The organism is Winogradskyella eximia (assembly GCF_003386165.1).
Lineage (GTDB): Bacteria > Bacteroidota > Bacteroidia > Flavobacteriales > Flavobacteriaceae > Winogradskyella > Winogradskyella eximia.
Window position 1 is genome coordinate 1,097,998 of record NZ_QRDV01000001.1, and the last position, 21,215, is coordinate 1,119,212.

General features: G+C 31.9%; 24 protein-coding genes. 13 read left to right on the plus strand and 11 right to left on the minus strand.

The window, feature by feature from the left end; all coding sequences use genetic code 11:
- Window positions 1-282 precede the first annotated feature (282 nt).
- The 4 genes from DFQ10_RS04525 to DFQ10_RS04540 all read left to right on the plus strand — a co-directional run bounded on the left by DFQ10_RS04525 (window position 283) and on the right by DFQ10_RS04540 (window position 3,273).
- Window positions 283-816 carry a hypothetical protein gene (locus DFQ10_RS04525; RefSeq protein ID WP_147299174.1) on the plus strand — a complete coding sequence of 178 codons (534 nt, stop codon included), beginning with the start codon at window positions 283-285 and terminating at the stop codon, window positions 814-816.
- Window positions 817-894: 78 nt separating this feature from the next.
- A complete protein-coding gene (locus tag DFQ10_RS04530) occupies window positions 895-1,353 on the plus strand; it encodes a hypothetical protein (protein ID WP_115816173.1) in 459 nt (152 codons plus the stop codon).
- A 133-nt stretch (window positions 1,354-1,486) separates the two neighbouring features.
- Entirely contained in the window at window positions 1,487-2,509 is a 1,023-nt protein-coding gene (locus tag DFQ10_RS04535; protein ID WP_115816174.1) for a hypothetical protein, read from the plus strand.
- 95 nt (window positions 2,510-2,604) lie between these two features.
- Window positions 2,605-3,273, plus strand: coding sequence for a leucine-rich repeat domain-containing protein (locus DFQ10_RS04540; protein ID WP_115816175.1), 669 nt, complete (start codon window positions 2,605-2,607; stop codon window positions 3,271-3,273).
- A 523-nt stretch (window positions 3,274-3,796) separates the two neighbouring features.
- Here the strand turns inward: DFQ10_RS04540 and DFQ10_RS04545 are convergent.
- The 4 genes from DFQ10_RS04545 to map are packed head-to-tail and all read right to left on the minus strand — an operon-like array spanning window position 3,797 to window position 6,519.
- Window positions 3,797-4,165: a DUF423 domain-containing protein gene (locus DFQ10_RS04545; protein ID WP_115816176.1), complete on the minus strand. Its 369-nt coding sequence runs from the start codon at window positions 4,163-4,165 to the stop codon at window positions 3,797-3,799.
- Window positions 4,166-4,180: 15 nt separating this feature from the next.
- Window positions 4,181-4,945 carry a class I SAM-dependent methyltransferase gene (locus DFQ10_RS04550; protein WP_115816177.1) on the minus strand — a complete coding sequence of 255 codons (765 nt, stop codon included), beginning with the start codon at window positions 4,943-4,945 and terminating at the stop codon, window positions 4,181-4,183.
- An 8-nt stretch (window positions 4,946-4,953) separates the two neighbouring features.
- Window positions 4,954-5,688: a DUF6090 family protein gene (locus DFQ10_RS04555; protein WP_115816178.1), complete on the minus strand. Its 735-nt coding sequence runs from the start codon at window positions 5,686-5,688 to the stop codon at window positions 4,954-4,956.
- A gap of 12 nt (window positions 5,689-5,700) precedes the next feature.
- Window positions 5,701-6,519, minus strand: a complete 819-nt coding sequence (gene map, locus DFQ10_RS04560) for a type I methionyl aminopeptidase (protein WP_115816179.1) — start codon at window positions 6,517-6,519, stop codon at window positions 5,701-5,703.
- Between the two features lie 238 nt (window positions 6,520-6,757).
- On the opposite strand from map, the gene DFQ10_RS04565 reads away from it, so the two are divergent.
- Complete coding sequence (locus DFQ10_RS04565; protein ID WP_115816180.1) at window positions 6,758-8,023, plus strand: acetyl-CoA hydrolase/transferase family protein; 1,266 nt, start codon at window positions 6,758-6,760, stop codon at window positions 8,021-8,023.
- A gap of 4 nt (window positions 8,024-8,027) precedes the next feature.
- Here DFQ10_RS04565 and DFQ10_RS04570 read toward each other — a convergent pair whose 3' ends face one another.
- Both DFQ10_RS04570 and gpmI read right to left on the minus strand, forming a co-directional pair.
- Entirely contained in the window at window positions 8,028-8,426 is a 399-nt protein-coding gene (locus DFQ10_RS04570; RefSeq protein WP_115816181.1) for a BT0820 family HAD-type phosphatase, read from the minus strand.
- A gap of 195 nt (window positions 8,427-8,621) precedes the next feature.
- Window positions 8,622-10,139, minus strand: a complete 1,518-nt coding sequence (gpmI, locus tag DFQ10_RS04575) for a 2,3-bisphosphoglycerate-independent phosphoglycerate mutase (protein WP_115816182.1) — start codon at window positions 10,137-10,139, stop codon at window positions 8,622-8,624.
- A gap of 251 nt (window positions 10,140-10,390) precedes the next feature.
- Between gpmI and DFQ10_RS04580 the strand changes: the two genes are divergently transcribed.
- Window positions 10,391-10,786: an ankyrin repeat domain-containing protein gene (locus DFQ10_RS04580; RefSeq protein ID WP_115816183.1), complete on the plus strand. Its 396-nt coding sequence runs from the start codon at window positions 10,391-10,393 to the stop codon at window positions 10,784-10,786.
- Window positions 10,787-10,833: 47 nt separating this feature from the next.
- On the opposite strand, the gene DFQ10_RS04585 is transcribed toward DFQ10_RS04580, so the two are convergent.
- On the minus strand, window positions 10,834-11,601 hold the full coding sequence (locus tag DFQ10_RS04585) for a M48 family metalloprotease (protein ID WP_115816184.1): 768 nt from the start codon (window positions 11,599-11,601) through the stop codon (window positions 10,834-10,836).
- A 139-nt stretch (window positions 11,602-11,740) separates the two neighbouring features.
- Here DFQ10_RS04585 and DFQ10_RS04590 point away from each other — a divergent pair, with 139 nt between their 5' ends.
- Window positions 11,741-12,166, plus strand: a complete 426-nt coding sequence (locus tag DFQ10_RS04590) for a GNAT family N-acetyltransferase (RefSeq protein WP_115816185.1) — start codon at window positions 11,741-11,743, stop codon at window positions 12,164-12,166.
- Window position 12,167: 1 nt separating this feature from the next.
- On the opposite strand, the gene pepE is transcribed toward DFQ10_RS04590, so the two are convergent.
- Entirely contained in the window at window positions 12,168-12,875 is a 708-nt protein-coding gene (gene pepE, locus DFQ10_RS04595; protein ID WP_115816442.1) for a dipeptidase PepE, read from the minus strand.
- Window positions 12,876-13,091: 216 nt separating this feature from the next.
- Here pepE and DFQ10_RS04600 point away from each other — a divergent pair, with 216 nt between their 5' ends.
- The 6 genes from DFQ10_RS04600 (at window position 13,092) to DFQ10_RS04625 (ending at window position 18,803) form a co-directional block, all read left to right on the plus strand.
- Complete coding sequence (locus DFQ10_RS04600) at window positions 13,092-13,913, plus strand: carboxypeptidase-like regulatory domain-containing protein (protein WP_115816186.1); 822 nt, start codon at window positions 13,092-13,094, stop codon at window positions 13,911-13,913.
- A gap of 43 nt (window positions 13,914-13,956) precedes the next feature.
- Complete coding sequence (locus DFQ10_RS04605; protein WP_115816187.1) at window positions 13,957-14,694, plus strand: peptidase associated/transthyretin-like domain-containing protein; 738 nt, start codon at window positions 13,957-13,959, stop codon at window positions 14,692-14,694.
- On the plus strand, window positions 14,687-15,493 hold the full coding sequence (locus DFQ10_RS04610) for a peptidase associated/transthyretin-like domain-containing protein (RefSeq protein WP_115816188.1): 807 nt from the start codon (window positions 14,687-14,689) through the stop codon (window positions 15,491-15,493). The genes DFQ10_RS04605 and DFQ10_RS04610 overlap by 8 nt, the downstream gene beginning before the upstream one ends.
- Window positions 15,494-15,539: 46 nt before the next feature.
- A complete protein-coding gene (locus DFQ10_RS04615) occupies window positions 15,540-16,049 on the plus strand; it encodes a DUF6702 family protein (protein ID WP_115816189.1) in 510 nt (169 codons plus the stop codon).
- Window positions 16,050-16,113: 64 nt separating this feature from the next.
- Window positions 16,114-18,411 carry a M1 family metallopeptidase gene (locus DFQ10_RS04620; RefSeq protein ID WP_115816190.1) on the plus strand — a complete coding sequence of 766 codons (2,298 nt, stop codon included), beginning with the start codon at window positions 16,114-16,116 and terminating at the stop codon, window positions 18,409-18,411.
- 101 nt (window positions 18,412-18,512) lie between these two features.
- A complete protein-coding gene (locus tag DFQ10_RS04625; RefSeq protein ID WP_115816191.1) occupies window positions 18,513-18,803 on the plus strand; it encodes a Sec-independent protein translocase subunit TatA/TatB in 291 nt (96 codons plus the stop codon).
- Window positions 18,804-18,813: 10 nt separating this feature from the next.
- Here DFQ10_RS04625 and DFQ10_RS04630 read toward each other — a convergent pair whose 3' ends face one another.
- The 3 genes from DFQ10_RS04630 to DFQ10_RS04640 all read right to left on the minus strand — a co-directional run bounded on the left by DFQ10_RS04630 (window position 18,814) and on the right by DFQ10_RS04640 (window position 21,191).
- A complete protein-coding gene (locus DFQ10_RS04630; protein WP_115816192.1) occupies window positions 18,814-19,455 on the minus strand; it encodes an O-methyltransferase in 642 nt (213 codons plus the stop codon).
- A 41-nt stretch (window positions 19,456-19,496) separates the two neighbouring features.
- Window positions 19,497-20,582, minus strand: a complete 1,086-nt coding sequence (locus DFQ10_RS04635) for an amidohydrolase family protein (RefSeq protein WP_115816193.1) — start codon at window positions 20,580-20,582, stop codon at window positions 19,497-19,499.
- A 75-nt stretch (window positions 20,583-20,657) separates the two neighbouring features.
- Window positions 20,658-21,191 (minus strand): 3-hydroxyanthranilate 3,4-dioxygenase, encoded by a 534-nt coding sequence (locus DFQ10_RS04640; protein WP_115816443.1) that lies wholly within the window; start codon window positions 21,189-21,191, stop codon window positions 20,658-20,660.
- Window positions 21,192-21,215 lie beyond the last annotated feature (24 nt).

Consider the following 21,215-nt stretch of genomic DNA (forward strand, 5'->3'; position numbering starts at 1 on the left):
AGGTAAAGAAGTATTAAAATCTGAAAATAAAAAGCTAGATGTTTCTAGCTTAGAAAATGGTGTCTTTTTAATTAAAATTGAAGACGAAAACGGAAATGTTTCAACCAAACGTTTTGTTAAGCAATAACGATTAATCGTAGTTATTTTAAATCTCGTAAGTGTTATGCTTACGAGATTTTTTTGTCTTTAGAAGTTGAGATTGTTGTTTCAGAAACTGATACACTAAACCAACGACAGCAACATAGATATTTGTGTTATAAATCTAAAAAAAAACAACCTATTATGAAAACAATTAAAATTTTAAAATTACTCGTTATTACTATTAGTTTCTGTGTCTTAAATTCTTGCGATAGCGATGATTCTGTTACTGTAAAACGAAATGAAGTTAAGGTTAACGCTAATAGTTTTGAAGTTACAAATGCAACACTTTTTGATGATGGAACCTATAATGGAATTACAGAGTTTGAACTTCTTTTAACAGGTTCAGGTATTACTATCGCTTCAAATAGAGATATTAATGGTCATGGAGGTTTTTTGACACTTACGTTATTTTCAAATGAACAAACGGGATTAGCAGAAGGAGATTATAGTTATGATAATCAAAATTCTTTAGGATTTATATTAAATAGAGGTGGCTATATTTTAGACTATGATGCTTCTCTAGGTGATGGTCAAACAGGATCTGTTGATATTGAATCTGGAGATGTTTCTGTTACAGTTGAAAATAGTCAATATACCATTAGCATTGATTTAACAGATGAATTGGGTAATAATGTTACAGGTTATTATAATGGAGACATTACTATTTTAGACTAACAGTATATTGTATAATCTTCATTTTTATTGAAATTATACTAAACTTAGATTCGTATTAAAACCTATAAATACATAATTATGAAAACAATTTTAACCTACCTTATTATAGCATTTACATCATCTATACTTTTTTCTCAAAGTGAAATTCCTACAGAAGCCATTAACGGAACTTACCATTTATTAGAAGCCGAAAAGGGAATAGGCAATAAGCCAACCAAATCTAAGCTTTTTCAATATGGAGAGTTTGCAGGCGATAAGGTATTAGCAATTGCAGTTTGTGCTCAATGTATGCCTGCAATTTATAAGTATCAAAAAGAAGAAAGTAAAGAGTTGGGAATCCCTGTTTTTTATAACGATTACGGACTTTTTGTTATTACATACGACAATGAAAGTTTTGTTATGGTTAAAGCAGCAGATAAAGATAGTGAAGACTGGACGGACTTTAGTTACAGTAATTTTTACAGCAAAAATGAAGCGAAGGTTATTACTATGACACAACAAAAAATTAAAGCGTTTGTTGTAGCGGTTTCAGAATAAATTTCGAATTAATTCAAATTGTTATAAGCCTTATTTTTTAGAAGTTAAAAACGGCATTTCAGAAACTTACTTCATTTTTTAGCTCTGTCATATTCGATATTTGACACGATATAAACTTAAAATTTAACCTATTATGAAAAAAATAATGATAACGGTTGCTCTAATTTTTACAGCAACCATAGCGCAAGCTCAAAAAACCTTTTACGAAGCTCTTGAAGCTAATGGAGAGACAGCAATCTACGAAGGTTTTTCTGGTATATCTATAAATGACGATGGTACCATTGGCATTGTAAGTGGAAAACCAGCGGTAACTATTACCGTAAAAAAATTAGCAACCGGACAACCTGTGGGTTTTGAAGCTAATCCCATTTCAGAAAGTTATGGTGGTTTTGGTATGTCGGAAATAAGCGATTATGGTAGAGTAGATAGTTACCCAAATGTAATGACTATAAAGAATATTCACAAAAGAGGGTTAGATGGTTATATGGTCATTGACGATTTATTATTTAAGATTAGTTACATACCAAGTGAAGGTGTTCCAGAAGTGAAGAATGTCACTGCTGTATATGTTATGGTTAAAGATCGTACTGAAGCAAAAGAAGATTCAGGAAAGAAGAAAGGTGGTTTTTTAGGACGCATGAAAGCTAAGTTAGAAGCTACAGGACAATCACCAACCTATAAGTATATTCAAACGGTAAATATTGAAAAGATATTCAATGATTACGTCACGGCGATGAAAGCCAAACAAGCGAGTCCAATAACGGCCCAAGACAAAAAAGATATTGCAAAAATTAAACGCGCAAGAGAAGCTGGAGACGAAGAAATAAAACGCTACAACGATTCTATAAAGGCTACGCCAGAGTATAAAGACTTGCAAAGAAGAATAAAACAAAATGAGGCAAACTATCAGGCATCAGAGTTAAAAAACACGGTAACACTTCGTAATAACTCGAATCATGAAATTTATGTAGGTAGAGCTGGAAGTAGTAATCCAGGAACAAGAATTAGTGCTGGTGGAACAGCCAGATGGAGCTGTGATCAAGATGCTTATTTACAAAAAATAACGAAGTCTGGTGGAAGTCATGCTTATGATTCTACTAATATCCAAGTGTACCGAAAAAATTCAGGTTGTGGTAATACGGTGTCCATAAACTAATATTCTAGAACAAAGACCAAATAAATTTAAAACTCAAATCGTTATACCATTTCTTGTTTAAAATGAGGAATGGTATAAGCTAAACATTAAAACAAATGAAAATATTTAAACCCGTAACACTACTCTTCGCTATTTTATTAATAACCGCTTGTAATAGTGATGACGATGCCACACCAAATTACGTCTTAGAAAGTGATCGTGATGCACTAATTGAAATTTATAATGCCAATGCAAACAATACCTTATCTTGGGATATTACAACAACCGATGTTTCAACTTGGGATGGTGTTACAGTTGAAGATAGTAGAGTTGCAGTTTTAAGCATAGGAAACTCTAATATTGACGATTTACCTGCAACTGCCTTGCAAAAACTAACGGCATTACGATCTTTGGTAGCAAATAATAATAGTTTTTTAACCATTAATATTAGTCAAAATATTAATCTTAAAAACTTGCAATTATTTAATAATAATCTAACGGCAATTGATGTTTCTAATAATACACTATTAGAACAATTATTGTTAGAAGGTAATAATTTAGAAAATTTAGATGTAAGTATGTTGGTAAATTTAACCGATTTAAAAGGCGGTAGCAATAATTTTACAAATTCTGTAAACATTGCAAACGGAAACAATGCTAATATGTGGAGAATGGAATTGGGATCTAACACTTTAAGTTGTGTACAAGTAGATACTGGAGCTACAGATGGTTTTGCTGGTTGGTCTATTTCTGGTAATGCAAGTTATAGCACACATTGCTTGTAAATACGTGTAATATTAACAGCGTTGCTATTTAATAATTTAAAATAAGTGATTAAGAAAAGTTGGGCTAATTAATTTTAGTTCAACTTTTCTTATTTTAGAATTGTATGAAATACTTAAAACGAAATAAATTAGAACTCTTTCTTTTCTGTTTCTATATTATTATTATTATTATTATTATTATTATTGGGATTTTCTTAATGCGTTTGTTTTATTTATGAAGATGAAAATAAAGAGTTACAAACCTTAAGTTTAAATGTTTTTTCGGAATGAATATCGTTCCTTTTTTTATATTTTTTTAACTGAATAAAGACATTTCTATAGGTTGTCTCTGTGTTAATAAAATGACATTTATTATTTCACATTTTCTTATAATGTATTATTTAAAAAAATAAATTTTTATGTGACCTATCAATAAATTTGGTTTCTTATATGCAAGTGCTATTAGCATTTAAATAAAAAAAAAGTTGTTCCAGGTTAGGGTGGAGCAGCTTTTTTTTTGTTACTAACAACTTTGTCACATTTATTAAAATGTATTAACTAATAAAAGCAACCAGCCTATTACCAAAAGCAATCCACCTATTGGAGTTACAGGACCTAAAAATCGAAGTTTTTTCCCTTTAGTATCTGATAAAACCAATCCGTAAATACTAAAAGAGAATAATATAATACCAATTGTAAAACACCAATACGTTGCTGAGGTCACGTTGGTAGCGCTTAGACCTAAAGCTAGTAATACGATGGCGTGATACATTTGATATTTTACGCCAACTTCAAAACTATGTAATTGATCTGTAGATAAGATTTTCTTTAAAGCATGTGCTCCAAAAGCACCAAAAATTACAGATAACATTCCAAAAAGTGCACCAGTTGCAATAATAATTTGTTGAGTCATTTTAAAAAGTAGTTGTTATTTATAAACCACAGGAATAATTTCACCTTTAGCTAATCGATATTTATCCACAGTTTCATTTGAAAGTTTCGAGGTATAATCCACTTCTTTAACTTTAAAACCTATAGAACGAAGCTTGTTAAAATAATCACGACCATAAACACGAACATGATCGTATTGTCCAAAAATCTTAGCACGCTCATCTCTGTCTGTAATAGAATCATCTTCAAAAGTTACAGCTCTATCTAATTCTTGTGGGATCTGAAAAATACCATAACCACCAGGTCTCATGACTCTGTATAATTCTTGCATGGCTTTAGTGTCATCTGGGATATGCTCTAAGACATGATTACAAAGAATAATATCATAACTATTATCTTCAAAAGGAAGGTCGCAAATATCTGCTTTCACATCCGCAATAGGAGATAATAAATCGGTTGTCGTATATTTTAAGTTTTTAAGCTTTCTAAAACGTTTTAAAAAACATTGTTCTGGAGCAAAATGAAGTACACTTTTTTCTGCAGTAAAGAAATCAGTTTCATTTTTTAAATATAACCACAACAATCTATGCCTTTCTAAAGAAAGGGTAGAAGGTGAAAGTACATTTGGTCGTTGGTTACCGTAACCATACGGTAAAAATGTTTTAAAACTTTTGTTGTCAATGGGATCTGTGAATGTATCTCCTTTTAAAAAGAAAGCTAATATTGGGCGTGCCACGTAGCTTAATCTTATGAGTAAAGGTCTTGGAATTAGATTGAGAATAAGTTTAAAGAGTTTTTTCACGAAAAATTTTAGTCTTTCAAAGCGGTTTCAATACTATTAACTAATTCTTGCGATTGTTGGATTAACTTATCTGCAAAGTTAGTAACGCTATGAGCAAGTGTTAATTCAAGATTAGCTAATCGGTAATATTCCTCAGTCTTCAAATGCTTAAGCATAGTTGGTGTATCAAATACAATATCTGATTCTTTATTTTTTGAGTTATAAGGTCTTAATGAATTTACAAAATTGATATAACCACTGATATAATCCCTTCCTGAAATTTGATATGCATTGCTGTTTTCATAATATGTGATAATATTATTTCTTAAGGAATCACTTTTTATTTTTCTCAAATTACCAGTACTTATAAGTTCGTTATAGGTGTTTGTATTCAGACTCCAATTTACATTTCCAAAAACTCCTCCATAACCAATATCGTCCAAAAATTGTAATGTGTCTTTTATTATATAATTACCTTGGTTGTAGGCTTTACCTTTTTCAAGACATTCTACCTTACGTTCATATCTATTAATGGTAATCCTTTTAAGTAAACTTTGATCATATTCTAAATCACTTTTTAATCTGGTAAGATATTCTTTTTCTAAAATAACATCTTTTCTATTTCCATTCCAATTATTAATTTGAAGCGCAATTAAAATACCAATAACAACAAGAATAATTTCGCCAAGAGCATATTTAATATATTTTCCTGTTTTATTTTTACTTATAAGGTTATATCTAATTTTTCGAAAAAATTTAAGCATTATCAAATATAACTATAAAACAAGTGCATTCTGTCTAAAAGCATCTTCTTCATCTGAAGTAATACCCAAAGCCTCATGCACATAAGCAAAAGTTGAAAGTATTTCTGGTTTCCCATCTACAATAGCAACATCGTGTTCAAAATGTACACTCGGTTTCCCATCTTGCGTTACAATAGTCCAACCATCACTAAGCTGTTTTACTTTATGAGTTCCTAAATTTATCATTGGCTCAATAGCAACTACCATACCTTCAATAAACTTTTTTCCACGACCACGTTTTCCGTAATTTGGCATTTCAGGATCTTCATGCATTTTTCTTCCTAAACCATGTCCAACTAATTCTCTAACAACACCATAGCCTTCCGCTTCGGTGAATTGTTGAATTGCAAAACCAACATCACCAACACGGTTGCCAATTTTTAGTTGTTCAATACCTTTATAAAGTGATTCTTTAGTAATCTGAATGAGTTTCTTAGTCTCCTCTGCAACATTTCCTATTTCAAAAGTATAAGCGTGATCACCATAAAAGCCATTCATAAAAGAGCCACAGTCTACAGAAACAATATCTCCATCTTTTAATGGTATATCAGTAGGTAAACCATGAACAACAGCTTCATTTACACTGCATAGTAATGTTGAAGGACAATCGTATAATCCTTTAAAGCCAGGCAGAGCACCATGGTCTCTAATAAATTCTTCAGCGATAGCATCTAAATGATTAGTGGTAACACCTTCTTTAATCTCTTTAGCTAACATACCTAAAGTTTTAGATACGATGAGCGCACTTTGACGCATTAATTCAATCTCTTCTGCTGTTTTTACTATAATCATAATTTCAAAATATTGAGCGGCAAAGATAGGTAATACCATTTCTTGTTTGAAATTACTATGGGAGAAAATGAGGATTTTTTACTTTAATTAATGACGAAATTGAAAAATGTTGTTTTATTATCCTAATTTCAAATGAGAAATATGACGAGCTAATTAATTTAAAAAATTTTCAAAACATGATGATGGACAGTTTTTAAATAGGCTGTCTATTATAAATTTGCAGTCAAATAAAACTACTATGTATAAAACCGTTACCGCAGAAGAAGCCTTAAAGGTTGTGAAGTCTAATGACCGTATTTATATACAAGCCGCTGCAGCAGCACCTCAAACTTTAATAAAAGCACTGTCTGCTCGCCATGAAGAATTAAGAAATGTTGAAATATGTCAGTTACATACAGAAGGGGAAGCACCTTATGCAAATCCGGAATTAAGAGATAGCTTTCATGTTAATTCTTTTTTTGTTGGAAAAAATGTAAGACATACTATAAAAGCAGGTAACGGATCATATACTCCCGTTTTTTTAAGTGAATTGCCTCGTCTTTTTCAACAACGTATTTTAGAACTCGATGTGGTTTTAATTCATGTTTCGGTTCCAGATCGTCATGGGTATTGTTCTCTTGGTGTTTCAGTTGAGGCTATATTAGCTGCAATAGATAATGCTAAAACAGTAATTGCACAGGTAAATCCACAGATGCCAAGAACACATGGAGCAGGAATTATTCATATCTCTGAAATAGATTTTTTTGTAGAAACAAATGAAGAAATTCCGATACATGAAATGGCAGCTCCTAACGCAATAGAGAGTCAAATAGGAGATTATGTAGCGAATTTAATAGAAGACAGAAGTACATTGCAAATGGGTATTGGTTCTATTCCTAATGCCGTATTAACACGCTTAACAAATCATAAGGATTTAGGATTACATACTGAGATGTTTTCTGATGGAGTTATAGATTTAATTCTAAACAATGTGATTAACGGAAATTATAAAAAGATTAATCGCGGACGCGCACTTTCTACTTTTGTAATGGGTTCTAAACGTTTATATGATTATGTAAATGACAATCCGTTTGTAGAAATGCGTGCTTCAAATTACACAAATAACGCAGCGTATATTAAGCAAAACCCTAAAATGGTAGCAATAAATTCTGCTATTGAAGTAGATCTAACTGGTCAAGTATGTGCAGATTCAATTGGTTCCTCAATATATTCGGGTGTTGGAGGGCAAATGGATTTTATAAGAGGAGCATCACTTAGCGAAGGAGGTAAAGCTATAATAGCATTGCCATCAGTAACTAAAAATGGAATTAGTAGAATTGTACCTTCATTAAAACCTGGCGCAGGCGTGGTAACCACTAGAGCTCATGTACATTATGTGGTTACGGAATACGGAGTAGCCAATTTATATGGACAAACAATAAAAAATAGAGTTAAAGCTTTGGTAGATATTGCTCATCCAGATCATAGAGAAAGTATAGATAGAGCTTATTTTGATATGCTTTAAAATACTAAAACTGCCACCATTTTTTTTTTGCCGTTTTAATTTCTGGTTTTTCGTCAGTAATAAGTTGGTAAACTTCTCCCCAACCTAAAATACCACCTATATTACGATCGTCGATAAAGAGATCAGCATGGATTTTTCGGCTTCTACTATAGTCGTATTTTTCTTCAGGGAAACTTGCGTTTACAGCGTAAAATTCAATGCCGTTTTCTTTACAGAAGTCAACAGCTTCTTGCAATTTTGCGCCACATCTGTAGGTCCAAAGAATTAATCGATGGCCATCTGCTTGTAATCGTTTTAGAGTTTCAAAAGCAAAAATTCGAGTTTTCCCAATTTTAGGATAAGCATCTTCTACGATGGTACCATCAAAATCTACGGCTACTATTAATCTGTTCTGAAAGTTCATGTGGATAATAAATTGAACGGCAAAGTTACAATAATAACAAGTTTTTACCAATTTGAATATCGAATCTTGTAATTAGAGTTGAAATAGTTTTATAATTAATTGACATTAAAACTTATAAGCATACGGATTTTTCGACTAAGGATTTTCAATAAAAAGAAACAAACTCAGACGAAAAATCTTATGCTTAACATGCTATTATACAAGGCTCTTTTGCGTCATTTCTTCTGGCTGAGGTATGCCCATTAATTTTAAAATAGTAGGAGCTATATCTCCTAAAATACCATCTTTTATTTCTTTTAAGTCTTTGTCTATTAATATAATAGGTACTGGGTTTGTAGTGTGAGCTGTATTTGGAGAACCATCTGGGTTAATCATAGTTTCACAATTGCCATGATCTGCGATTAAAATGGTAGTATAATCATTTTCTAACGCTGTAGTAACTACACTTTTTACACATTGGTCTACGGCTTCACATGCTTTTATTGCAGCCGCCATTACACCAGTATGACCAACCATATCTCCATTCGCAAAATTTAAGCACACAAAATCTACTTCACCTTTTTTAAGTTCCGGAACTAAAGCTTCTGTTAACTCATTAGCGCTCATTTCTGGTTTTAAATCGTAAGTAGCAACTTTTGGGGAGTTTCTTAAAATTCTGGTTTCACTTTCAAAAGGTTTTTCTCTACCACCAGAAAAGAAAAATGTCACGTGTGGATATTTCTCAGTTTCCGCAATACGTATTTGTTTTTTATGATGTTTTTCTAAAACTTCACCTAAAGTTTTGGTAAGATTATCTTTATTAAACACCACCTTTATGCCTTTAAAACTAGCATCATAATTTGTTAAAGTGACATAATAGAGATTCAATTTATGCATGTTATATTCATGAAAATCATTTTGCGATAATGCTTCAGTCAATTGTCTACCTCTATCGGTTCTAAAGTTGAAGAATATTACAACATCATCATCTTTAATTGTAGCAACAGGTTTGTGATCCTTATCGGTTACAATTATTGGTTTTAAAAATTCGTCTGTAATATCGTTTTCATAATTGCCTTGAATGGTTTTTAAAACATTCTGTGTTTTTTCACCTTCTCCATTTACCAAACCATCATAGGCGATTTTTACACGTTCCCAACGTTTATCTCTATCCATTGCATAATAGCGTCCTGTTACGGTAGCTAACTTTCCAGATGTTTTATCTAAATGATCTTGTAATTCTGATATAAAACCATAGCCAGACTTTGGATCTACATCTCTACCATCTGTAAAAGCATGGACAAAAACTTTTTCTAAGCCATAATCATGTGTAGCATTAAGCAAACCAAAAAGATGATTGATATGAGAATGAACACCTCCATCACTTACTAAGCCTAATAAATGAATATTTTTATTATTGGTTTTAGCATATTCAAAAGCAGCTTTTAAAACAGGTTCTTCACGTAAGGTCTTGTTTTTTACCGCTAGATTAATTTTTACTAAATCTTGATATACAATTCGGCCTGCGCCTAAATTCATGTGTCCAACTTCACTATTTCCCATTTGACCTTCTGGCAACCCAACATTTAAGCCGTCAGTCCTTAAACTTGCATTAGGATATTTAGTATAAAGTGAGTCTATAAATGGAATTTGTGCATTATCTATTGCCGAAACTTTAGGGTCTGGTGATTTTCCCCAACCGTCTAAAATCATTAAAATAACCTTCTTGTTCATGAGTGTTTTATTTTGTTAAATCAAAGATAATACATAGAATACTATTACTATTCTGTATGTTAAAAAAATATATAATTAATAACTCCCTTTTATGTTTTAATATTTAGAAAATGTTCAGGTTTTGTTTTAATATGCTTGTTTTCAAAATGTTAAATAAATGTTATAATTTTTTATAAGTGTAACACTTTTAGAATTCCGTCGTCTATTTAGTATAATCAAAAACAATCAATATTAATTTAAAATCTTTCATCATGAAAAAATCAACAGTAGTTTTAGCTTTAGCATTAGCCTTTTCAATTAGTAATTTAAATGCATCGAACGAGATTCTAACTTCAGAAACAAAAGAGGTTAGTGTACAAACAGTAGAAGTCAGTCCTTTATGTAAGGCGGTCGCTACAGGTAACACTGAAGAAGTAAAAAGATTAATAAATAATGGTGTGGATGTTAATACCAAATCCAATGGTATGATGCCCATTCATTATGCTGCAAAATATAATCGTGTAGAATTAATAAAGGTTTTAATTACGGCAGGTTCTAAAATACACGAGTCTTGTGATAGCGGTTATACGGCTTTGAGACTTGCAGAAAAAGCAAACGCAACAGATGCTGCACTATTTTTAAAGCGTTTTAAAAAGAAAACAGTATAGTTTAGTTTATTATTTGAGTTAGTTATAAAATGCGTCTTTAAATTTATTTAAGACGCATTTTTATATTTAGCAATAGCTTCTCTAATTTTTTCAATTCTATTTTCAGGGTCTGGATGGGTGCTTTGCATTTCAGGAACTCTATTTGGTCCTGCAGCTGCTTTAAGAATTTCCATTACACCAATCATTTCCTCAGGATTGTAACCCGCATTTAGCATAAATAAAACACCAAGTTCATCACTTTCTAATTCATCTTCTCTTCCGTTTTTAAGAAGTGTTCCGTTTCCTATTTGAGATGCTATAGCTCCCATATCAAAAGCTCCAGCTCCCATAATTAGGGTTTGCCAGTATTTAGAATCTGTAATGCGTTCGTTAGAATGTTTACCTAAAACATGACCAATTTCATGACCTAAAACTCCTGCTAATTGATCTTCGTTTTCGAGTTGAGAAAATAAGGCTTGCGTTATAAATATTTGACCTCCAGGTAATGCAAAAGCATTGATAGTATTCTCGTCTGCTAACAAATGAAATTCATATTTATAAGGGGTATCTTTAGCTAAACTGTTATTTACTAATTTATTTCCAACATTTTCTACTAAAGCTTGGTAATCATTTCTTGGATGTAAACCTCCATGCTGTTGCGCCATTCCTGGAGCACTTTGTAAACCTATAGCAATTTCTTGTTCAGGGGTAAATGATATCGCTTGGGTTCTTCCTGTATAAGGGTTTGTTTCTTGTTGGCTACATCTACGGATAAATGCAAATGCTACAATAGCGATACCAATGAATAGCCTGACTTTAAAGTTACCTCTTCTCATGTTAATTGTATTATTGAGTTTAATTTACAAAAGTTTGACACATAATTTATTTAAAAGTCATTGCTTTTGTATAAATCATTATAATTTTCCTATTTCAATTTGGTTTAATTATTTACATTTATATCAATAATTATAAGCTATGAATTTTCAATTCAAAATAATTCCTAACGATAATTTAGACCAAATTATTCCATTAGTGTACGCATTAAATGATGGTAAAGTAAGTGAGGAATTACTAAAATCGCGTTTCAACGAAATTAAACAACAAAACTATGAATGTGCTGGTGTTTTTACAGATAATGAGCTAATTGCAGTTACAGGCTTATGGTTTTGCACGCGTCATTATATTGGTAAATCCGTAGAATTAGATCATGTTTATATTAAGCCAGAGTTTAGAAACAATGGTTTAGGTAAATTGTTTATGAATTGGATTAATAACTATGTAACAGAAAAAGGGTGTGCTTCGGTAGAACTCAATACTTATGTTCAAAATTATGCGTCACATAAGTTTTACTACAACGAAGGGTATCAGATTTTAGGGTATCACTTTTTAAAAAAACTATAATTTATTTTAAAAACCCTAAATCTGAGTTAGTACTAACTTCATAAGGCGCTTTGTCATATTCAAAAATTCTTACGTCTAATGGTCCTTTTAAGGTGAGATTATTTCCTTTTACAGCAATCCAACTTCCTTCTCTCAGTCCAATGACAGGTTGTGTGTTAAAAGCGTGAAATTCCTTAATGCGTGTTTCTCTAGTTTCTCCCATGTGCTTACTACCTGCAATTGGGTCTAAATAATGTGGATTAATATTAAAGGGTACTAAGCCCAAAGTTTTAAAACTTGGTGGATATACAATAGGCATATCATTAGTAGTATTCATGGTTAGTCCACAAATATTACTACCAGCACTTGTGCCTAAGTAAGGAGTGCCATTTTCAATAGCATTTTGTATGGGTAATAGTACTTTGTTTTTATAGAGTTGAGAAACCAAAACAAAGGTGTTTCCTCCACCAACAAAAATACCTTTTGCTTGTTTTATGGCTTCTGCTGCATTTTCAAATTCATGTATTCCTGTAACCTTTTTGCCTATAGCACTAAAGGCTTTGGCTACTATATTTGTATACTCATCATGAGATATACCTCCTGGTCTAGCATATGGAATAAATAAAATATGGTCCGTAGATTTAAAATGAATTTTAAGTTCATCTAATAAATATTCTAAATAACCACTACCATGAATAGTAGAGGTGCTTGCGATTATAATGGATTTCAAAATTTGATTCTTTTTTGTTAAAATATGAATTCTTTGTGTGATTGAAAAATTATACCAAATGAACTTTAAAAGCAATGATAATAAACGAATTTAATTAATCCTTTTCAATATCGATAGATATAAAAATCATAAATTAATTTTTTAACAAAAGTTTGACCTCATTTTTTATGGTTTTACAATTATTAAACCGAACTTTATTAATCTTAACTAAACAACATGAAAAAAATTATACTCCTAGTATTTGGTATTTTTACTCTAACTGCCTTTGGGCAAAATATTGATAGAATTACCGTAAATGGTAGAATTGTGGTGTCTTCTAATGATAAAGAAGGCGTTTCGGTTTTTAATTCATCATCTAACAAAGGTACTGCAACTGACGTAAATGGTAATTTTGAAATCAAAGTTGCTGTTAATGATTTGGTAGAGTTTAGTGCACTCCAATTTAAGGATTTTAGTGTAACTATTACAGAAAATATAATTGCGTCCAAACAATTAACTGTGATTCTGGTGGAAGAAATTAATAAGCTAGATGAGGTGGTGTTATTGCCTTTTGGTCTTACCGGTAATTTAAATGCAGATTTAGATAATGTAAGAACTCATAATGTAGATTTAGATGCTATTTATTTTGGTTTAGACCATATTGAAGATTTTGAATTTTCAGCAGATTACAAAACTAAAGCCGATAACCTTGCCTTTAACGAGTACAATCCGCAAGTAGTGAATATGGTGAATTTAGTTAATGTCGCAGGTTTTTTAATTAAACAAGTGGTTAATTTTGATACCGTTAAATTTAAATCAGAAAAAGAAAAGCAATTAGTTAAAAAAACGCCTTTTAAACAAGCACTAGATACTTATAGCATCAATTATATTCATTCTAATTTTAATATTCCTTTAGACCAAGTTGAAGCCTTTGCAGATTATGTAGAAAACGAAGGTGTTGATGAAACGTTGTTTGAAAAAGATAAAGAATTGCAATTATTAGAACGAATTTCTCAATTGAGCAAGTTGTTTTTAAAAGATATAAGTGAGGAAGATTAAAATTCTTTGTTTTATATCCGCCTTTTTATTCACATATGTTTTAATGGCTCAACGTAAAAGCATCAGTGGCCAACTAATGGCAAATGATGACGTTGAAGGTCTACATATTCTAAACAAAACAGGACTGAAATATACTATATCTAATGACGATGGTAGTTTTGAAATTTTAGCGCAAACTTTAGATACCATAGTGATTTCAGGAGTTAAGTATCAAAATCAAAAAGTAGTAATTAGTGCTTCAATGATGGAATTGGGACACTTTAATGTGCAACTTGTTGAAAATATAAATATGCTAAACGAAGTTGTTGTGGGTAAGATTTTAACAGGAAGCTTAGAGTCTGATATGGAAAATTCTAATGTAAAACACGAAATTGATTTTTACGATTTAGGTATTCCAGGTTCTACAGACTTACCTGCCACACAAAACGAACAACGATTGTATGATGCAGACCATGGGCAATTTGTTTATTATTATGGTATCGGATTTGCTATTAATGTGCATAAGATATTGAATAGAATTAATGGTGATACAAAGGCTTATAAGGAAAGAGTAAGAATAGAATCTAGTGAAGATTGTATAAATAGTCTACAAGCCGAATACGCTAATATTATTTTTGAGGCCATCCCAATTCCGGAACAGTATAAAACTGAATTTTTTCAGTTTTGTTTAGAAGATGCGCAATTTAATACCATTTGTGAAGACGAAAATCAGATAAATGATGTTGGTTTTCTATTAGAAAAACTCGAAGATTTTAAAAATAAATTAAATGAGGATGATTAAAATTTTTACGCTTTTTATACTTTTCATTTTAGGTTTTAATCTTCAGGCACAAATTAAAGATTTAAGAGGTCAGCTCATTGCTAATGATGAGGTTGAGGGTCTTCATATTCAAAACAAAACAGCAGCAAAGTATACCATCTCTAATGATGATGGTAGTTTTATAATCCCAGCAAAGGTTTCAGATACTTTAGTGATTACTGGAGTAAAATATGAAACACAAGAGTTTATTATTACTGCTTCAATAGTAGATTTAGGTCAGTTTAATGTGCAATTAATTGAAAATGTAAGCGAGTTAAACGAAGTTGTTGTAGGTAAGATTTTAACAGGTAGTCTAGAGTCTGATTTAGAAAATTCAGATGTAAAACCCGAAATTAATTTTTACGATTTAGGTATTCCTGGTTTTACAGGGAAGCCACTAACACAGAACGAACGTAAATTATTTGATGCAGATGGTGGTGACATGGTTGGGTTAGTTGGTGGAATTTATGGTGGTGGCCCAAGTGTTAATCTCTTTAAGTTACTAAATACCATCAGCGGCAGAACTAAAAAGTTGAAAGCCATAGTGGAATTAGATAATAGAGACGCTTGTCTTCAGCGTTTAAAAGATAATTATGAGTCCTTTCTTTTTGAAAAAGATACCTTAGCCGAAAATTTACGAATTGAATATTTTCTGTTTTGTCAAGAGGACGAGGAATTCTTAACCTTATGTAATCAAAACAACGAAATTAAATTACTCGAATTTTTACAAGCCAAGCTTTCTGCATATCAAGAAAATAGAAAAATAGTTACTAAAGATTGAGTCTGGAACGCGTATTGCAAACAATAAAGAAATTATAATAATTATCATGAAGTCATTTAGCCTATTCATAGCTTTTTTAATTCTTCCTTTTTTTACATCTACTACTAATAATAATCATGAGTATTATGTTAGTGTTACACAAGTAGAATATTCTGAAAAAGCACAATCACTTCAAATAATTAGTCAAATTTTTATAAATGATTTTGAAACCTTATTGCGCAAACGATACGATGAAAATATTACGTTAGATACAGAGCAAGAAGATGAGGTTGTTGAAACTTACATGAAACGTTATTTAGCAGATAAACTAAAATTTAGTGTAAACGGAAGTCCGGTAAGTTTTAAATTTATTGGTAAAGAGTATAAAGAGGATATTACTTATTGTTACTTAGAAGTAGAAAATGTTTCAAACATTAAATCCATAGGAGTTACAAATCAACTTTTATTCGATGTGTTTGCAGACCAACAAAATATTCTTCGTTTAAAACTCTTGGGGAAAAATAAGAGCTTTTTATTGGTTCCTGAGAATGATTCGTGCTTGTTAAACTTTAAATAAAATTCTGTTAAAGCCATCTTAAATTCCTATTTTAGGCCTCATAATAAATCACTAAATATTCCATATGAAAATTTTTAAATACCTCTTTTGCGTAATACTTTTTACCTCTTTTAGTGCTTATGCTCAAGATGAAGAAAAGGTAGAGCGTCAACAAGGGCACACTAATCAAAACAAATTCAAACAGTTGTATGATGAGTTTGCAACTCCAAATATGTTTAGAACAGGTTCTGGTGCTCCTGGTCCAGCTTATTATCAGCAACAAGCAGATTACAAAATGGATATCGAAATCGATGACGTAAATGCAAAATTATATGGTGATGAAACTATTACCTATACCAATAATTCACCAGATGACTTAAGATATCTTTGGGTACAATTAGACCAGAATATGCGTGCCAGAGATTCTAAAACTCCTTTGATTGGTAATTCTGGTATTGCACCAGCAACATCATCGTCTAGAGCTGTAAAATCTTATTTAAAAGAATCTTTTGATGGTGGTTTTCATATAGAGCATGTTAAAACTGTTAATGGAAAAGATTTACCGCACACTATCAACCGTACCATGATGCGAGTAGAATTACCAAAGGTTTTAAAATCTGGAGAGAGTTTTTCTTTCAAAATAAAATGGTGGTATAATATTAACGACCATGTAAAAGATGGTGGACGATCAGGATATGAGTATTTTGAAGAAAATGATAACCGTATCTATGTGATGGCTCAGTTTTATCCTCGTATGGCTGTTTATAATGATGTAGAAGGCTGGCAAAATTCTCAGTTTTGGGGACGTGATGAATTTGCTTTACCATTTGGAGATTTTGATGTTAATATTACTGTGCCTGCAGATCATATTGTAGATGGTACTGGTTATTTGGTAAATAGGGAAGAGGTATTTACTAAGGATATGATGAAGCGTTATAATAAAGCTAAAAAGTCGTATGATGAACCTGTAATGATCGTAACACAGGCTGAAGCAGAAAAAACTGAAAAAACTAAAAGTAAAAACAAAAAAACGTGGAAACTTTCTGCACAAATGGTTCGTGATTTTGGTTTTGCTACTTCTCGTAAATTCTTATGGGATATGATGGCTGTTAAAATCGGAGATAAAGATGTTATGGCTGTGTCTCTTTATTCTAAAGAAGGAAATCCACTTTGGGAACAATGGTCAACCAAGGCTGTTGCCAGTACTTTAAAATCATATTCTAGATTAACCTTCGATTATCCTTATCATAAGGCCATTTCAGTACATGCACCAATGGGAATGGAATATCCTATGATTTGTTACAACTTTGGTCGTCCAGATAAGGAAGGTAACTATTCTGACAGAACAAAATATGGAATGATAAGTGTAATTATACATGAGGTAGGACATAACTTTTTTCCTATGATTGTAAATAGTGATGAGCGTCAATGGACTTGGATGGATGAAGGATTAAATACCTTCTCTCAATATGTTGCCGAACAAGATTTTGGGGAATGGTATCCTAAAGCATTATCACCAAATGACAAAGCCTATCCATCAAGAAGAGGTCCTGCTAAAAATATAGTGCGATATATGGGAGGTAATCAAGATTATATTGCACCAATTATGACCAAAGGATTAAATACTTATCAATTTGGTAATAATGCTTACAGTAAACCTGCAACCGCATTAAACATTTTAAGAGAAACCATAATGGGTCGCGAACTTTTTGATTATTCTTTTAGAGAATACGCCAACCGATGGATGTTTAAACACCCAACACCAGAAGATTTTTTCCGTACAATGGAAGATGCTTCTGCTGTAGATTTAGATTGGTTTTGGAGAGGATGGTTTTACACTACAGATTACACTGATATAGGTATTAAAGAAGTTAAGAAATTCGCCGTTACTAGTACTCCAAATGATAATGGTAGAAGATTAGCGGAACAATATAATAGAGATCCAAAAAGTTTGGTTTATTTTATTGAAGAAGGAGATGAAGGTTATGATGATGCCATTAAAAACATGGAAGATCTTAACAACCTACCAACAGTAAAAGAGTACATTATGGACAATTTTACTCCAGAGGAACAAAAGGAGATTAAGAAAGCTCCAAAGTATTTTTATCAAGTTACTTTTAATAAGCCAGGTGGTTTAGTAATGCCTATTATTGTAGAGTTTACATATGCAGATGGTTCTAAAATGAGAGAGACATATCCTGCCCAAGTATGGAGATTAAATGACAAGGAAGTTAATAAAGCTATTGCTAGTGAAAAAGAAATTGTTTCAATAACAGTAGATCCTGATTTAGAAACAGCAGATGTTGATACCACTAATAATTCTTGGCCAATTGAGGTTAAGGATAGTGATTTTGATAAGTTTAAGAACAAGGTAAAGAATTAAATTTAGTTGTTTTATAATATTTAGCCGACTTTTTTAAGTCGGCTTTTTTTTATTTTCAATTAGAAGTACTATAATTGATAAACTCACTTTATATTTGCACTGTGATACATCAACTAACATTATTATTCATTGGAGGTACCGAAATAATCTTCGTATTATTTATTGTGGTACTTGTTTTCGGTGCGGATAAATTACCAGAAATAGCGCGTGGCCTAGGTAAAGGTATGCGTCAACTGAAGGATGCCACCAATGATATTAAGCAAGAAGTTACTAAAAGTGCTAAAGAAAATAATATTATTGATACAGATGTTACTAAAAACATCAATGACGAAATAAAGAAAGTAAAGGATGATTTAGAAGACTTTACCGGATCGTTAAAAAGGAATAAATAATTCTTATCATTTACTTTTTTCTGCTTATTGTCAACCCATCTCTAATTGGTAAAAGAACCGTTTCAATGCGTTCATCATTCTTAAGCAGTATATTATAATCTAAAACCGCTTTTGTAGATTTATCCTTTTCATCTAAAGGCTCAACGACTTTGCCATGCCATAAGACATTATCAGAGAGAATAATGCCTCCTGGATTCAATTTGTCTATAATTAAATGAAAATAATTAGAGTAGTTAGGTTTGTCTGCATCTATAAAAATGAGGTCGAACGTTTGATTTAATTGAGGTAAAATATCTAGAGCACTTCCTGTATGTTGAATAATTTGAGATCCAAAATTAGATTTGTCAAAATACTTTCGTTGAAAGTCAACTAATTCTTCATTAATATCAATAGTATGAAGTTCACCATCTTTATCTAAACCTTCTGCCAAACACAGCGTAGCATAACCTGTAAACGTACCTAATTCTAAAATAGATTTAGGTCTAATTAATTTTGATATCATGCTCAAAACACGACCTTGGTATGGTCCGCTAAGCATAATGGGTTGTAATACCTTTTGATACGTTTCTCTAGTCAGTTGTTGTAGTAGTTTAGGTTCTTGTTCAGAATGATCAACTACATATTTATCTAAGTTTTCAGGCAAGAAATACATACATGATAATTTTAATTATAGGAATAAGGTCTAGGAAACTGCTAGGATAAAATTCTATCGACTAATTTCTTTTTAGCGGCTTCATCATCTCCACATAACCATTGAATAACGTTGTCTTCCCAGATAGCATCACCTTCGGTCTCTGTAATTATCTCGCGCTCTATAGCTAAATCTATGATTTTTCCAGGGTAAGAAGACTGCTTTTCGCTTTCCATTTCTCCAAGTGGATAAGGATCATCTAATCCCATTAAGACTTGTTTAGAGCCTTGATTTCTAATTAATAGTTCTAGGCCACCTGTGTCGTGTACCAGTGTATCAAAGAATATGTTTTTATGACCAACGGCTTTTCTAGGGTGGCTTTTGCCTTCAAATAAATCTGGACGACCATCAAAACCTTGAATTCGTCTTCCTAAGTTAATTTGTGCCAATTGTCCTCCATGTGCAAAGCAAGTTCGCATATTAGGATATTTGTCTTGGTACCCATTTAAAGTTAAGAAATGATACGCATCAGCACATTGTGCTAACATCCAAATTAAGTGAAATCTCCAAGAGGTATTTTCTAGTTTAATAAATTTTTCACCATCGTAAGGATGAATTTCTACGGCAAGATTGTATTTATTTGCTAACTCAAAAATAGGCTCGTTCTCCTCATCAAAAATACAACGCCAAGTTCCAATAGTATCCATGTAATGGGTTGGTAAACATAGAAGTTGAAGGCCTAAAACTTCAACGCAACGTTCAATTTCCCAACATGCTCCTCTAACAAACCCAGGATGAACAACAAATCCACAGGTGAACTTACTTGGATGATTATGTTGGATTTTAGCATTAAAATCATTCTGAAAACGTAAGGCCTGTTTCATCTCCTCAACACGCAGCCCATTTCCATAAAGTTGCGATAGGTTTAAAACAACAGCATGGTCAATATTAAAACGTTCCATCCATGCTAATTTTTCATTTAAGAAAAAACTAGAATCTGTAATTGGACGGTTCCAATCTTTTTGAAGCATGAATTTTCGGTCTTTATCTACCCAAAAAATACCTTTGTCTTGCATAAACTGAGGTATTTCCTCTGGATAAGGAAGTAAATGTGAGTGGCCGTTTATTCTAAGTTTACGTTTTTCCATAGTTATGTCCCGAGAAGGGAGGAATCTTTTTAGTTAGGGTTTAAATTTTTCCTTTCAGGGAAATTAAAAGTGATTTTAATCTACCTGTACTTTTTTGGGAGGCTGCATTACTTCACCGCAGTTTGGACAACAGCGTTTGTCTTTGTCACTATAATAGTTATCAAAAATTTTAGGCATATCTGTCTCAATATTTTCTACCGTAAAATCTTCTTCATATAGTTTTGTTGTACAATTTTCACAGAACCAAAGTAATGCATCTTGAACACCTTTGTCTCTTGGATATTCAATAACCAAACCAACCGTATTAGCTCCACGTTGCGGAGAATGTGGAACTTTTGGTGGTAAAAGAAATATTTCACCTTCTCTAATATGAATGTCTTTAGGTTCACCATTTTCAATGATTTTAAGCACCATGTCTCCTTCAATTTGATGGAAAAACTCTGGTGTTTCATTATAATGGTAGTCCTTTCTGCTGTTAGGTCCTCCAACAACCATCACAATAAAATCACCATCTTTCCATACCACTTTGTTACCAACAGGTGGTTTTAGTAAATGACGATTTTCATCTATCCATGCTTTGAAATTAATGGGAGGATATATTTTACTCATGATTTTTGTTTTTTTATTCTCTAT

Bases quoted from the DNA above. Each gene is read 5' to 3' on its own strand.
- DFQ10_RS04540 (WP_115816175.1), top strand. From the start codon at position 2,605: ATGAAAATATTTAAACCCGTAACACTACTCTTCGCTATTTTATTAATA.
- gpmI (WP_115816182.1), bottom strand. From the start codon at position 10,139: ATGAACAAGAAGGTTATTTTAATGATTTTAGACGGTTGGGGAAAATCA.
- DFQ10_RS04635 (WP_115816193.1), bottom strand. From the start codon at position 20,582: ATGGAAAAACGTAAACTTAGAATAAACGGCCACTCACATTTACTTCCT.
- DFQ10_RS04615 (WP_115816189.1), top strand. From the start codon at position 15,540: ATGAAGTCATTTAGCCTATTCATAGCTTTTTTAATTCTTCCTTTTTTT.
- DFQ10_RS04565 (WP_115816180.1), top strand. From the start codon at position 6,758: ATGTATAAAACCGTTACCGCAGAAGAAGCCTTAAAGGTTGTGAAGTCT.
- map (WP_115816179.1), bottom strand. From the start codon at position 6,519: ATGATTATAGTAAAAACAGCAGAAGAGATTGAATTAATGCGTCAAAGT.
- DFQ10_RS04640 (WP_115816443.1), bottom strand. From the start codon at position 21,191: ATGAGTAAAATATATCCTCCCATTAATTTCAAAGCATGGATAGATGAA.
- DFQ10_RS04535 (WP_115816174.1), top strand. From the start codon at position 1,487: ATGAAAAAAATAATGATAACGGTTGCTCTAATTTTTACAGCAACCATA.
- DFQ10_RS04545 (WP_115816176.1), bottom strand. From the start codon at position 4,165: ATGACTCAACAAATTATTATTGCAACTGGTGCACTTTTTGGAATGTTA.
- DFQ10_RS04590 (WP_115816185.1), top strand. From the start codon at position 11,741: ATGAATTTTCAATTCAAAATAATTCCTAACGATAATTTAGACCAAATT.
- DFQ10_RS04525 (WP_147299174.1), top strand. From the start codon at position 283: ATGAAAACAATTAAAATTTTAAAATTACTCGTTATTACTATTAGTTTC.
- DFQ10_RS04630 (WP_115816192.1), bottom strand. From the start codon at position 19,455: ATGTATTTCTTGCCTGAAAACTTAGATAAATATGTAGTTGATCATTCT.
- DFQ10_RS04620 (WP_115816190.1), top strand. From the start codon at position 16,114: ATGAAAATTTTTAAATACCTCTTTTGCGTAATACTTTTTACCTCTTTT.
- DFQ10_RS04605 (WP_115816187.1), top strand. From the start codon at position 13,957: ATGGCTCAACGTAAAAGCATCAGTGGCCAACTAATGGCAAATGATGAC.
- DFQ10_RS04610 (WP_115816188.1), top strand. From the start codon at position 14,687: ATGATTAAAATTTTTACGCTTTTTATACTTTTCATTTTAGGTTTTAAT.
- DFQ10_RS04600 (WP_115816186.1), top strand. From the start codon at position 13,092: ATGAAAAAAATTATACTCCTAGTATTTGGTATTTTTACTCTAACTGCC.
- DFQ10_RS04570 (WP_115816181.1), bottom strand. From the start codon at position 8,426: ATGAACTTTCAGAACAGATTAATAGTAGCCGTAGATTTTGATGGTACC.
- DFQ10_RS04530 (WP_115816173.1), top strand. From the start codon at position 895: ATGAAAACAATTTTAACCTACCTTATTATAGCATTTACATCATCTATA.
- DFQ10_RS04585 (WP_115816184.1), bottom strand. From the start codon at position 11,601: ATGAGAAGAGGTAACTTTAAAGTCAGGCTATTCATTGGTATCGCTATT.
- DFQ10_RS04555 (WP_115816178.1), bottom strand. From the start codon at position 5,688: ATGCTTAAATTTTTTCGAAAAATTAGATATAACCTTATAAGTAAAAAT.
- DFQ10_RS04580 (WP_115816183.1), top strand. From the start codon at position 10,391: ATGAAAAAATCAACAGTAGTTTTAGCTTTAGCATTAGCCTTTTCAATT.